This is a genomic window from Cupriavidus sp. 01L45, from assembly GCF_056399885.1.
The window spans coordinates 57,460-69,545 of record NZ_JBFTSG010000052.1 but is presented as its reverse complement, the minus strand read 5'-3'; the positions used below and the strand labels follow the sequence as shown (position 1 = coordinate 69,545).

General features: G+C 67.9%; 11 protein-coding genes. 8 read left to right on the top strand and 3 right to left on the bottom strand.

Features of this window, described 5'->3' with window-relative positions; all coding sequences use genetic code 11:
- Positions 1-401: 401 nt before the first annotated feature.
- The 7 genes from AC1DT6_RS29850 to pdxR all read left to right on the top strand — a co-directional run bounded on the left by AC1DT6_RS29850 (position 402) and on the right by pdxR (position 8,653).
- Entirely contained in the window at positions 402-1,766 is a 1,365-nt protein-coding gene (locus AC1DT6_RS29850) for an amino acid permease (protein ID WP_441633257.1), read from the top strand.
- A 169-nt stretch (positions 1,767-1,935) separates the two neighbouring features.
- Positions 1,936-2,976, top strand: coding sequence for a YeiH family protein (locus AC1DT6_RS29845; protein WP_441633249.1), 1,041 nt, complete (start codon positions 1,936-1,938; stop codon positions 2,974-2,976).
- Positions 2,977-3,109: 133 nt separating this feature from the next.
- Positions 3,110-3,514 (top strand): nuclear transport factor 2 family protein, encoded by a 405-nt coding sequence (locus AC1DT6_RS29840; protein WP_441633247.1) that lies wholly within the window; start codon positions 3,110-3,112, stop codon positions 3,512-3,514.
- 38 nt (positions 3,515-3,552) lie between these two features.
- On the top strand, positions 3,553-4,992 hold the full coding sequence (locus tag AC1DT6_RS29835) for an NAD(P)/FAD-dependent oxidoreductase (protein WP_441633245.1): 1,440 nt from the start codon (positions 3,553-3,555) through the stop codon (positions 4,990-4,992).
- Positions 4,993-5,060: 68 nt separating this feature from the next.
- The gene (sorA, locus tag AC1DT6_RS29830; protein WP_477111829.1) at positions 5,061-6,314 is read left to right on the top strand and encodes a SorA family sulfite dehydrogenase catalytic subunit; all 1,254 of its coding nucleotides are present in this window, start codon (positions 5,061-5,063) and stop codon (positions 6,312-6,314) included.
- A gap of 11 nt (positions 6,315-6,325) precedes the next feature.
- Positions 6,326-6,985, top strand: coding sequence for a SorB family sulfite dehydrogenase c-type cytochrome subunit (sorB, locus tag AC1DT6_RS29825; RefSeq protein WP_441633241.1), 660 nt, complete (start codon positions 6,326-6,328; stop codon positions 6,983-6,985).
- 153 nt (positions 6,986-7,138) lie between these two features.
- Positions 7,139-8,653 carry a MocR-like pyridoxine biosynthesis transcription factor PdxR gene (gene pdxR / locus AC1DT6_RS29820; protein WP_441633239.1) on the top strand — a complete coding sequence of 505 codons (1,515 nt, stop codon included), beginning with the start codon at positions 7,139-7,141 and terminating at the stop codon, positions 8,651-8,653.
- Between the two features lie 87 nt (positions 8,654-8,740).
- Here pdxR and AC1DT6_RS29815 read toward each other — a convergent pair whose 3' ends face one another.
- The 3 genes from AC1DT6_RS29815 to AC1DT6_RS29805 all read right to left on the bottom strand — a co-directional run bounded on the left by AC1DT6_RS29815 (position 8,741) and on the right by AC1DT6_RS29805 (position 11,013).
- Positions 8,741-9,046, bottom strand: coding sequence for an NIPSNAP family protein (locus AC1DT6_RS29815; protein ID WP_045243050.1), 306 nt, complete (start codon positions 9,044-9,046; stop codon positions 8,741-8,743).
- A 72-nt stretch (positions 9,047-9,118) separates the two neighbouring features.
- Positions 9,119-9,658, bottom strand: coding sequence for a cysteine hydrolase family protein (locus tag AC1DT6_RS29810; RefSeq protein WP_441633237.1), 540 nt, complete (start codon positions 9,656-9,658; stop codon positions 9,119-9,121).
- 152 nt (positions 9,659-9,810) lie between these two features.
- Positions 9,811-11,013, bottom strand: coding sequence for an MFS transporter (locus AC1DT6_RS29805; RefSeq protein WP_477111828.1), 1,203 nt, complete (start codon positions 11,011-11,013; stop codon positions 9,811-9,813).
- Between the two features lie 151 nt (positions 11,014-11,164).
- Here AC1DT6_RS29805 and AC1DT6_RS29800 point away from each other — a divergent pair, with 151 nt between their 5' ends.
- On the top strand, positions 11,165-12,085 hold the full coding sequence (locus AC1DT6_RS29800) for a LysR family transcriptional regulator (protein ID WP_477115165.1): 921 nt from the start codon (positions 11,165-11,167) through the stop codon (positions 12,083-12,085).
- Position 12,086 lies beyond the last annotated feature (1 nt).

Below are 12,086 nucleotides of genomic sequence, written 5' to 3'. Positions count from 1 at the left end.
CCTGCAGATGAACCACGGCAAGACCACCATCATCGAAATCATGTGCACCCGCGAGCTGGGCGACCCGTTCCGCCGCGATGCGCTCGCCAAGCCCGTGCGCATGCTCGACAAGTACAAGGACTACGTTTGAGCGCCAAGTCTGTAAGCGCGTGAACATCCGTCGCCCGGCCTTCCGGGCAACGGATGTTTCCGCCCCCCGCGGCAGGCGCCGCATGCGATACGCAACGCCTGCCGCAACCCGCACCGGCGTCATCCGGCGCGACCATGGACCCGGCGGCGAGCCAATCGCCGACCTACTATAGAAACCGTGGCGCGCGACCCTGTGCAGTGCAGGAGACAACACAGTGATTACCGAACAGCAGCAATCAAGCGGCCTGAAGCACGGGCTGAAGCAGCGCCACATGACCATGATCGCGCTGGGCGGCGTCATCGGCGCCGGCCTTTTCGTCGGCAGCGGCGTGGTCATCAAGTCCGCCGGCCCCGCCGCCGTCATTTCCTTCCTCATCACCGGCCTGCTGGTGGTGCTGGTCATGCGCATGCTGGGCGAGATGGCGTGCGCGCTGCCCACCGTGGGTTCCTTCTACGAATACGCCCGCGAGGCCTGGCGCGACCGCCCGGCCATGGGTGAACTCGCCGGCTTCCTCACCGGCTGGATGTACTGGTATTTCTGGGTGATCGTGGTCGCGCTGGAGGCCGTGGCCGGGGCCACGCTGGTGCAGTTCTGGCTACCGGACGTGCCCGCCTGGACCATCAGCCTGGTACTGCTGGTGATGCTCACGCTGACCAACCTGATCTCGGTGAAGTCCTTCGGCGAGTTCGAGTTCTGGTTTGCCTCGATCAAGGTGGCTGCCATCGTGGTGTTCCTGTTCCTGGCCGGCCTGTTCGTGCTCGGCATGTGGCCCGCCACCACCGCCAGCGTCGCCAACCTCACCGTGCACGGGGGCTTTGCACCGAACGGGATCATGCCGGTGCTGACCGGCGCGGTAGCGGCCACGGGGTTCTACTTCGGCGCCGAGATCGTCACCATCGCCGCGGCGGAAACCGCCGAGCCGCAAAAGGCGGTGGCCAAGGCCACTAGCTCCGTCATCACCCGCGTGCTGGTGTTCTACGTGGGCTCGGTACTGCTGGTGGTGTGCCTGGTGCCGTGGAACTCCGTCGGCATCGCCACGCCGTACGTCAGCGCGCTCAAGGCCATGGGCATCCCGGCGGCGGCGCAGATCATGAACGCCGTGGTACTGACCGCGGTGCTCTCGGCGCTGAACTCCGGACTGTACGCCTCGTCGCGCATGCTGTTCGCGCTGACCAAGCGTGGCGATGCGCCCAAGGGGCTGGCCAAGCTGAGCCGCAACGGCGTGCCGGTCCGGGCCATCCTGTTCGCCACGCTGTTCGGCTACGGTGCGGTGGTGATGTCCTATGTGTCGCCGGACAAGGTGTTCGCTTTCCTGGTCAACTCCTACGGCACGGTCGCCATCTTCGTCTACATCCTGATCGCCTTCTCGCAACTGCGCCTGCGCGCCCGCCTTGAGCGCGAAGCGCCGGAGCGGCTCAAGGTGCGGATGTGGGCCTTTCCCTACCTGACCTGGGTCGCCATCGCAGGCATGGTCGGGATCGTGGTCGCCATGGCCTTTATCCCCGATCAGCGCACTCCGCTGCTGCTCGGCGTGGCCAGCCTGGGCATCCTGCTGATCGCTTATGCCGTGCGCCAGTTGTGCCGCAAGCACGCGATCACCGCCGCACCGATGGGCGAGGTGCGGCGGGCTGACTGACACGCCCATCGCCCGATCCGCCCGATCCGCCGGCTCCACCTGATCCGGCTTCCGCGATGCGCGCCATCGCGGATTCACTCCCGGCAAGTCCGCATTGCCTGCCGCCGCGTTTTGCCGCAGCGGCAGGCCCGCGCCTGCCCGGCCGCTTTCAAACTACCTGGCTGCCGCCATGACCGCAAACACCCTACCCGCCATTCCCCAGTCCGCCTTCGCGCGGACCCGCGCCCTGCTGCCCGGCTTCATGCTGTGCGGCGTGATCGGGCTGGCCGCCACCTTTGTCTCCGAGCACTACGGCGGCCCGCAGTTCCTGTATGCGCTGCTGATCGGCATCGCTTTCCACTTCCTGACCGAGAACGCCAGATGCCTGCCCGGCATCGAGGTCTCGGCCAAGAAGCTGGTGCGGGTCGGCGTGGCGCTGCTGGGCGTGCGCATTGCCGCCAGCGATGTGGGCGACCTTGGCCTGTCCGGCGTCGCCGCGCTGATCGGGGCGGTGGTGCTGACCATTTCCTTCGGCGTGCTGCTTGCCCGCGCGCTCAAGCTGCCGCCCATGCTCGGGCTGCTCTCCGGCGGCGGCACCGGCATCTGCGGCATCTCCGCCACGCTGGCGATCTCGTCCACGCTGCCGCAAACCGCCGAGAACGAGCGCTACACGCTGCTCACCGCCATCGGCATCGCCGCTTTCTCCACGCTGGCCATGGTGCTGTATCCGCTCATCGTCACGCACCTTGGCCTCGGCCGGCACGAGGCGGGCCTGTTTCTCGGTGGCTCGATCCACGATGTGTCGCAGGTGGTCGGCGCGGGCTACATCATCTCGCCGCAGGTGGCGGATGCCGCCACGCTGGCCAAGATGTTCCGCGTGGCCATGCTGATGCCGGTGGTGGTGATGCTGGCGCTGGTCTTCCACGCGCGCCGCAAGAAGAGCGCCGTGGCCGGCGGCGCGCGGGCGCCGCTGATACCGGTTTTCCTGCTGGTGTTTGCCGCGCTGGTGCTGGTCAACAGCCTGGGCGGCATTCCGCCGGCCGTCGCGGCGGGGTGCTCCGAAGTCTCGCGCTGGTGCCTGGTGATCTCGATCGCCGCGCTGGGGGTGAAGACCTCGTTCCAGAAGCTGGCCGAACTCGGCTGGAAGCCGATCGTGCTGATGTCCGCCGAGACGGCGTTCGTGGCGCTGTACATGCTGGGCGTGGTGTACCTGATGCGCAGCTTCGGGTGAGCCGGTGGCCGCTGGCCCAAACGATTTACGGGATCTGGCCCTACAGCATTGCGCGCCACCTCACTATGCTGACGTCATAAGGCGCACAGGTCCGCGCAACGCGCGAATCACACACAACATCAAGGAGATCCAAATGGCAAATACCCCCGTCACCGAGGCCACCCTGCAAGCATTCAGCGACGCCTGGAACCGGCACGATATCGAAGCGCTGATGCGCTTCATGGCCGAGGACTGCGTGTTCCACGCCGTGGCCGGCAGCGAGCTGTTCGGCCGCAGCTTCGCAGGCCGCGAGGCGGTGCGCGAGGGCTTCCAGCTGGCATGGCAGGCTTTCCCCGACGCGGCATGGCTCGACGGCGAGCATTTCGTGGCCGGCGAGCGCGGCGTGAGCGAATCCACCTTCCGCGGCACGAAGGCGGACGGCACCCGCATCGAGGCGCGCATGGTGGACGTGTTCACCTTCCGCGACGGCAAGATCGCGGTGAAGAACGCGTACCGCAAGGACCGTCCGCCCGTCGCGGCGAACGGCGCAGGCAACTGAATCCGGCACCCCACAGAGGGCACACGAGGAAGACAGACATGGATGCCACCGCCGCAAGACTGATCCTGCCCGAAGGCCACGCCACCGCGCCTTCGAAGCCGTACGACCCGGCCTACGACCCGCTGGTCGCGCCCACGCCCGGGCAGGGCCGCGAGTACGCCCCCACCTACTGGATCGGCACCGCCGGCGAGCCGCCGCCGGACGACGGCCCGGTCACCCACGATATCGACGTGGACGTGGCCATCATCGGCTCGGGCTTCACCGGCCTGACCTGCGCGATCTTCCTCGCGCAGGAGTATGGCATCAAGGCCACCGTGCTGGAAGCCAACCGCGTGAGCTGGGGTTGCAGCACGCGCAACGGCGGCCAGGCACAGTGCGCCTCGGGCCGGCTCAAGCGTTCGCAGTGGATCCAGCGCTACGGCCTGGATACCGCGCTGCGCCTGCATGAGGAAGTGTGCGACGGCATGGAGACCTTCAAGGGGCTGATCAAGGACATCGACTGCGAACCGCAGCCGGGCGGCCACCTGTACATCGCGCACCGGGACAAGGTCATGCCCGCGCTGGAAAAGGAAGCCAGGATCCTGCGCGACGTCTTCAAGTACGACGCGCGCATCCTCGACGCCGATACCGTCAAGCGCGAGTACGTCGACGACAAGGAAGCCGCCGGCGCCATGCACGAACCCGAAGGCATCGGCATCCATGCCGGCAAGCTGGCCTTCGGCTACTTGCGCAAGGCCCGCGCGCTGGGCGCCAAGGTCCACCCATCCAGCCCCGTGACGGGCTGGGAGACGCGTGGCGGCGTGCATTACCTGAAGACGCCCGGCGGCATCGTGCGCGCCCGCGCGGTCGCCGTGGCCACCGGCGGCTACACCTCGCCGCACCTCCATGCGCAACTGAAGAACCGCCTGTTCCCGATCCTGTCGAACTCCATCGTCACCCGGCCGCTGACGCCGGCCGAGCGGGAAGCGTGCAATTTCCGCACGACGCAGGTCATCACCGATACCCGCATCCTGCGGCACTACTACCGCCTGATGCCGGATGGCCGCCTGCAGATCGGCAGCCGCAGCGCCATCACCGGCAACGATGCGCCGCAGCATAAATACAAGGACAAGCTGGTCAGCGACCTGCACCGCAAGTTCCCTGCGCTCCAAGGCATCCAGATCGACTATTCTTGGTGGGGTTGGGTCGATGTGAGCCATGACATGATGCCGCGCATCTTCCAGCCGGACCCGGCCCAGACCATTTACTACGCGATGGGCTACGGCGGCAACGGCGTGATGTACTCCGCGCAGGCCGGCAAGCGCATGGCCGCGCTGATCGCGGGCAAGAGCGCGGGGCCGGAACTGCCGATCTTCCGCTCGGCGCTACCGTTCCCGAACGTGCGGGAGATGGTCGAGGCGCAGGCTTTCGCGCCGTTCCGCCGGTTCGGGCAGTGGTTCCTGTATCGCTGGTATCACATGAAGGACGAAGTCATCTGAAACCGGAAGTGCGACCAAAGCGGCACCGTCCAAGACCGCCATCCCCACCAAAAGACGAGGAGCCAGGCATGGGCCGAGGCCATCATTCCGTACCACCGCAGCCGGGCCGCCGTGGCGTGCTGCGCTCTCTCGGCGCGCTGGGCGCCGGCGCGGCGCTGGCCCACCCCGCGCTGCAGGCGCTGGCAGCCACCGCCGACGCGCGCATTGAACTTCCCTTCGAGAACGGCGAGCGCGAGCTGGTGGCCTTTCCCCAGAAGCGTCCGCTGATCCTGCTGACCAGCCGGCCGCCGCAGCTGGAGACCCCGTTCGGCGTGTTCAACGATGGCCCGATCACGCCCAACGATGCGTTCTTCGTGCGCTACCACTGGAGCGGGATTCCCACCCGCATCGACCCGCAAACCTACCGGCTGCGCGTGGGCGGCAAGGTCAATGCGCCGCTGGAGCTCTCGCTCGACGAGATCAAGCGGCTGGCCTCCCCGGTGGACCTCGTGGCGGTCAACCAGTGCTCGGGCAACAGCCGGGGCTTTTTGTCGCCGCGCGCCAACGGCGGCCAGCTCGGCAACGGCGCCATGGGCAACGCGCGCTGGACCGGCGTGCCCCTGAAGGCGCTGCTGGAGAAGGCCGGCGTGCAGGCCGGCGCGCTGCAGGTGAGCTTCGACGGCATGGACCGCCCGCCGCTGGAAAGCGGCCCGGACTTCGTCAAGGCGCTGGCCATCGACCACGCGCTCGATGGCGAGGTCATGCTCGCCTGGGCCATGAACGGCGCGGACCTGCCCATGCTCAACGGCTTTCCGCTGCGCCTGATCGTGCCCGGCTACTACGGCACCTACTGGGTCAAGCACCTGTCCGACATCGAGGTACTGGACAAGCCGTTCGACGGATTCTGGATGAACGCGGCCTACCGCATCCCGGACAATCCCTGCGCCTGCGTGGCGCCCGGCACGGCGCCCGCGCGCACGGTGCCGATCAACCGCTTCAACGTGCGCTCCTTCATCACCAGCCTGGCGGATGGCGCAACGGTGCGTGCCGGGCACCAGACCGTGCTGCGCGGCATCGCCTTCGACGGGGGCTATGGCGTCGACGAGGTGGCCGTGTCGACCGATGGCGGCCGCACCTGGCGCGCTGCGCAACTGGGCAAGGACCTGGGCCGCTACTCCTTCCGCGAGTGGACGGCGGCGTTCACGCCGCCGAAGAAGGGCGAGTACGAACTGAAGGTGCGTGCCGGCAACCGCATCGGCCAGAGCCAGCCCCTCACCGCCCTGTGGAACCCGGCCGGCTATATGCGCAACGTGGTGGAAACCACGCGCGTGGTCGCGGCATGAAGGAGGCAGCCATGCAACCCGTCAAACCGACCCGCCCCCACGCTGCCGTCCTTGCTCTCGCGGCCCTTGCCGCCATCGGCGGCGCACCCGCCGCGCGCGCGCTGGAAATCACGCTCCCGCCGGAAACCGCGCGCTACACGCCGAGCGAGCTGCCCGGCTATCGCCTGGTGCAGCAGAACTGCATGACCTGCCACTCGGCGCAGTACGTGCTGACGCAGCCGCCGTCGTCGCCGCGCGGCTACTGGGACGCCACGGTCAAGAAGATGAAGAAGCCCTTCGGCGCGCCCTTTCCGGACGAAGACATCCCGGCCATGGTCGACTACCTGACGAAGACCTACGGCGCGGAGCGCACGGCCTATGCAGGAAAGGCCGCGGCGCAAGCCAACGCGCCGGCACCGGCTGCCGCCCCGGCCGCGGGCGGCCACGATCCGCAGGCCCTGCTCACGGCCAATGGCTGCACCGCCTGCCATGCCGTCGACAAGAAGGTGGTGGGGCCGGCGTTCAAGGACGTGGCGGCAAAGTACGCGAACCAGCCTGGCGCCGCGGCGCTGGTAGCGCAGAACATCCGTGCCGGCGGCGCGGGCAAGTGGGGCCAGGTGCCGATGCCGGCCTACGCGACAATGACGACGGAAGACCTGCAAAGCCTGGCGGGCTGGATTCTCGGCCGCTAAGCACAAGGGGAGCACCCGCGGCCTCATCGCCTTCGCCTTGCCGCAGGCGTGGCGCGGGTCTGCTGGCATCCCCATTCCATCGGTGCGGGACTTCGCCCATAATCCGCCGCACAAGACCACGGCCGCCACAGCGGCCATAGCACGGGGAGCGGCATGGCAAGCATGGGCAAGGCGAACACTTTCTGGAACCGGCTGCTACAGCTATCCTCCGATTCCGGCGTCAGCCTGCAGGCGCAGCTGCGCCAGCAACTGGTGTCAGCCATCCTAGCGCGGCAGTTGCCCGAAGGCAGCGCCCTGCCCTCCAGCCGCGAGCTGGCGGCCACGCTGGGCATCGCCCGCAATACGGTGATCCTGGCCTTCCAGCAACTGGTGGAGGAACACTTCCTGGAGACCAGGCCGCGGCGCGGCTACTTCGTGGTTGAGCAGTTGCCCAGCGCGGTCAGGCCGGGCTCGGCGCCGCCACGCGCGGTGGGCACCCCCGCCCCCGAAGAGGCCGCGCAAGGCGGCCCGGACTGGGAGGCGCGCCTGCCCGACATGACCGGCAAGCGTGCCATCGTCAAACCCACCGAGTGGCAGAACTATCCCTACCCGTTTATCTACGGCCAGTTCGATCCCGCCCTGTTTCCCACCGCCGACTGGCGCGAATGCTCGCGCATGGCGCTGGCCGTGCTGGAGATCCGCGGCTGGGCCTCCGACCTGATCGACCGGGACGATCCGCTGCTGATCGAGCAGTTGCAGAAGCACATCCTGCCGCGCCGGGGCGTCTGGGCCAACCCGGACGAGATCATGGTCACGATGGGCGCGCAGAATGCGCTCTACCTGCTGGCCGACCTGCTGATGCAGGGTACGCGCGTGGGCCTGGAAGAACCGGGCTATAACGACGCCCGCCATATCTTCGGCATGCGCGCCCGCGAGGTGGTGCCGCTGGCGGTGGACGAGTCCGGCTTGTGCCCGGACGACGGGCTGGCGCAATGCGACTACGCCTTCATCACGCCGAGCTACCAGTGCCCCACCACCGTCACCATGCCGCTGGAGCGGCGCGAGACGCTGCTGCGCGAAGCGCGGCGCCATGACGTCGTGCTGATCGAAGACGATTACGACACGGAGAACCCGGCGCTGACCCAGCCAATCCCCGCGCTCAAGAGCCTGGACCGCGACGGCCGCGTGATCTATGTGGGTAGCCTGTCCAAATCCTTCGTGCCCGGCATCCGGCTTGGCTATATCGTGGCGCCCAAGGCCGTCATCCGGCAGGCGCGCGCGCTGCGCCGCTTCATGCTGCGCCATCCGCCGGCCAACAACCAGCGGGCTACCGCGCTGTTTATCTCGCTGGGCCACCACGACGCGCTGCTGCGGCGCGTGGCGCCGATCTTCCAGCGCCGCGCGGAGATCCTGCGCGATATGCTGGCGCGGCACTTGCCGCAGGCCCGGGCGCATAACTCGCCGGGGGCCTCTTCGTTCTGGGTGGAAGGGCCGCCGGGGCTCGATGCGCGCAAGCTGGCCGGGATCGCGCTGGCGCACGGGGTCATCATCGAGCCGGGGGATGTGTTCTTTTCCACCGATGCGCCATCGCCGCATTTCCGCATGGGCTATACGGCGATCGCGGATGAGCGGATCGAGGAAGGCGTCAAGCTGCTGGGGCAGCTGATCGGGCAGGCGATGAGGCAGTGAAAGCGCGTGTTCGCACCCGGGCGGCTTCGTCGAGCGCCTCGGGTACCCTGCCCATCCGCCTGAAGGTACCGAAAGAAACCGTAGCGCCTACTCGAACACCGGCCGGAAGAAGCTGCGCTCGTAGCTGACGATGCATTGCGTCTCCTGCGCGTAGCGGAAGGCCGCCTGGCACTCGGGATCGTCGAAGGACTTGTTGCGATACGCCTCATACAAGGCCAGGCTGGGGAAGGAGAACAGGGCGAGGGCCACGTTGCTGGCGCCTTCCGACGGCAGGAAATAGCCGTGATGCTGGCCGCCGAACTTCTCCACAAGCGGAATCCACAGCTTGCCGTAGTGTTCGAATTCCTTCAGCTTGGCCGGGTCGATGATGTAGCGCAGGTAGCAGGTGATCATTCTTGATAATGGTCTCGTGGTGGTCTTGCTGTGGTCTTGTCTTGACGATCCGGCCTTGTCCGCCGCCCGGTGTCAAACGTCAAATACGATGTCGTCCGTTGCCAACGCCCGGATAGGCCGCCCGAAGCTCGTAATCGCCGACAGCGTCGCATTATGGTGGCGCCGGATCAGCCCGGCGCTGGCGTGCGGCTTGTCATGCGTGGTGTGCGCGTCCGCGGCGAGCGTGATCGCGTAGCCCAGCCCGGCGGCGCGCCGCGTGGTGGTGTCCACGCAGAATTCGGTGGCATAGCCGCAGATCACCAGTTGATTCGCCTGCAGCCGATCCAGCAGCGCGGCCAGCCCGGTATCCAGGAAGGAATCCGGCGTGGTCTTGCGTATGCGATGGTCGTCCGCCTGCGCGGCCAGGCTCCGTTCCAGCGCCCACGCGGCCGAGCCGAACGGCATCGCGCCGGCGGCCTGCTCGTGCTGGACGAACACCACGGGCGCGCCGGCGGCGCGCGCGCATGAGATCAGGCGATTGATGCGGCCGAGCACGGCATCGGCTTCGGCTGGCCGGGGCGTGTCGTCGAACAGGCCACGTTGTACGTCGATGACGATCAGTGCGGTTTGCATCGGTGCGGATGGCGTCCGGTCGGTTGGATGTATCCGGCGTGCATCGGTCCGGATGAAAACATATCCCGTGGCGCCGGCAGGCAGCCGCCAGCATAAGCCACTGTCCGCGCCACGGCAATGCTGCACACCGGCCTGCCGCAGCAACCTCCCGATCAGTGCAGCGGCGGCGACGACAGCTTGCCGCTTCCGCCCGGCTGCCTGCCGCCTGCATTGCGCTCCAGGCGGATGGCCAGCAGCGCCACCGCCACCGCGGCCACCGGCACCAGCGCGGCGACCCAGGTCACGGCGCCAAGCCCCGGCCCACGGGTGATGACCACCCCGCCCAGCCACGCGCCAATGGCATTGCCCAGGTTGAAAGCGGCGATATTGAAGCTCGACGCCAGGCTCTGCCCGGCCCCGCTGGCGCGTTCCAGCACCCACATCTGCAGCGGTGCCACGGTGGAAAAGGCGGCCACGCCCAGCAGGCCGACGAAGACCACGCTCAGCACCTTGCTGTGCAAGGCGAAACTCATCAGGCCAAGCACCACCGCCAGCGCCAGCATGCTGCCGAGCACCGTGGCCTGCAGGTACCGGTCGGCCAGCTTGCCGCCGAGCAGGTTGCCCGCCACCAGCCCGACGCCGAAGACCAGCAGGATGGGCGAGACGGCGCTGTCGGCAAAGCCGGTGATCTGCGTCAGGATCGGCGCGATATAGGTGAACACCGCAAATACGCCGGCATAGCCCAGCACCGTCGTCAGCAGCCCTAGCAGTACCGGCCGGCGCATCAGCGCGCGCAGGTCGCGGCGCAGGTCGGGGGCTTCCGGCTTGTCGCGTTCGGCCGGCACCAGCAGTGCGATCACCAGCACCGCCAGCAAGCCGACGGCGGCCACCGCCCAGAAGCTGGCGCGCCAGCCGTACGCCTGCCCGAGCCAGGTACCAAACGGCACACCCAGCACGCTGGCCACGGTCAGCCCGGTGAACATCACCGCAATGGCCGAAGCGCGCCGCTGCGGCGCTACCAGCCCGGTGGCGACCACCGAGCCTACGCCGAAGAAGGTGCCGTGCGCCAGCGCGGTCAGTACCCGCGCGGCCATCAGCGTCTCGTAGTTCGGCGCCATCGCGCAGGCGGCGTTGCCGAAGGTGAAGATCACCATCAGGCCCAGCAGCGCGGTCTTGCGCGGCCAGCGGGCAGTAAGGGCCGTCATGACCGGCGCGCCGGCCACAACGCCGAGCGCGTAGCCGGAGATCAGCAGGCCCGCCGCCGCGATGGAGACGCCGAGGTCGGTCCCGACCTCGAGCAGCAAACCCATGATGATGAATTCGGTGACGCCGATGCCGAAGGCGCCGGCGGTCAGGGCATAGAGAGCTAATGGCATTGGAAGTGTGCGAAACAGGTTAGGTGCGATCCCGCGATCCGGCTGCCGCCGGACCGGCGAAGTCCGGACGATGCATGGAGCGGAGTATGGGGATCGGGCCATTGGTGCGGTAGACTGCCCGAACGAACAACATTTATGAATTCAATTCACAATGTCGCGGCTTGATGTCAATCGCTCCGGCGAGATGGAAGTGTTCGTGCGGGTGGTGGAGCTGGGTGGCTTCTCGGCTGCGGCGCGAGCCTTGCGCATGACGCCGTCGGCCGTCAGCAAGCTGGTGGCGCGGCTGGAAGCGCGGCTCGGCGCGCGGCTGGTCAACCGCTCCACGCGCCGCATCGAGCTGACGGCGGAAGGCAGCGCCTTCTACGAACGCGCCGTGCGCGTGCTGGCCGACCTGGACGACGCCGAGCGCGGCGCCGCCGCCAGCGCCGTGCCCCATGGCCGCGTGCGCATCAACGCCAACGTGCCCTTCGGCGACCATTTCCTGCTGCCGCTGGTACCGGAATTCCTGGCGCTGTATCCGGAGATCCAGCTCGATATCGTGCTGACCGACCAGGTCATCGACCTGCTGGAAGAGCGCACCGATGTGGCGATCCGCGCGGGCGAACTGAAGAGTTCGCAGCTGGTGGCCCGCAAGCTGGGCGAGACCCGCATGGTGATCGTGGGCGCGCCGGCCTACCTGGCGCGGCGGGGCACCCCCGCCACCSCCRCCGACCTGGCCGTGCACAACTGCCTGAAACTGGGCTACGCGCGGGCGATCGAAGGCTGGCCTGTGCTGGAGAACGGACAACTCAGGATGGTGGCGCCTATCGGCAATGCCATGACGAGCAATGGCGACGCACTGCGGCGGATCGTCGTGGGCGGCCTGGGGCTGGCCAGGATGGCTGAATTCCAGGCACGCGAAGACATCGCCGCCGGGCGGCTGGTGCCGCTGCTCGAAGCGTTCAATCCGGGCGATACGGAAGCGGTGCACGCGGTGTACCTTGGCCAGGGCCGCCATCTGCCCGCACGGGTGCGCGCGCTGCTGGATTTTCTGGCGGAACGCGTGCAGATGAAGAATTCCAGCGGCGCGTAGT

Excerpts from the sequence above, each read along its gene's own strand:
- AC1DT6_RS29805 (WP_477111828.1), bottom strand. The coding sequence starts at position 11,013 with ATGCCATTAGCTCTCTATGCCCTGACCGCCGGCGCCTTCGGCATCGGC.
- sorA (WP_477111829.1), top strand. The coding sequence starts at position 5,061 with ATGGGCCGAGGCCATCATTCCGTACCACCGCAGCCGGGCCGCCGTGGC.
- AC1DT6_RS29850 (WP_441633257.1), top strand. The coding sequence starts at position 402 with ATGACCATGATCGCGCTGGGCGGCGTCATCGGCGCCGGCCTTTTCGTC.
- AC1DT6_RS29815 (WP_045243050.1), bottom strand. The coding sequence starts at position 9,046 with ATGATCACCTGCTACCTGCGCTACATCATCGACCCGGCCAAGCTGAAG.
- AC1DT6_RS29845 (WP_441633249.1), top strand. The coding sequence starts at position 1,936 with ATGACCGCAAACACCCTACCCGCCATTCCCCAGTCCGCCTTCGCGCGG.
- pdxR (WP_441633239.1), top strand. The coding sequence starts at position 7,139 with ATGGCAAGCATGGGCAAGGCGAACACTTTCTGGAACCGGCTGCTACAG.
- AC1DT6_RS29810 (WP_441633237.1), bottom strand. The coding sequence starts at position 9,658 with ATGCAAACCGCACTGATCGTCATCGACGTACAACGTGGCCTGTTCGAC.
- sorB (WP_441633241.1), top strand. The coding sequence starts at position 6,326 with ATGCAACCCGTCAAACCGACCCGCCCCCACGCTGCCGTCCTTGCTCTC.
- AC1DT6_RS29835 (WP_441633245.1), top strand. The coding sequence starts at position 3,553 with ATGGATGCCACCGCCGCAAGACTGATCCTGCCCGAAGGCCACGCCACC.
- AC1DT6_RS29840 (WP_441633247.1), top strand. The coding sequence starts at position 3,110 with ATGGCAAATACCCCCGTCACCGAGGCCACCCTGCAAGCATTCAGCGAC.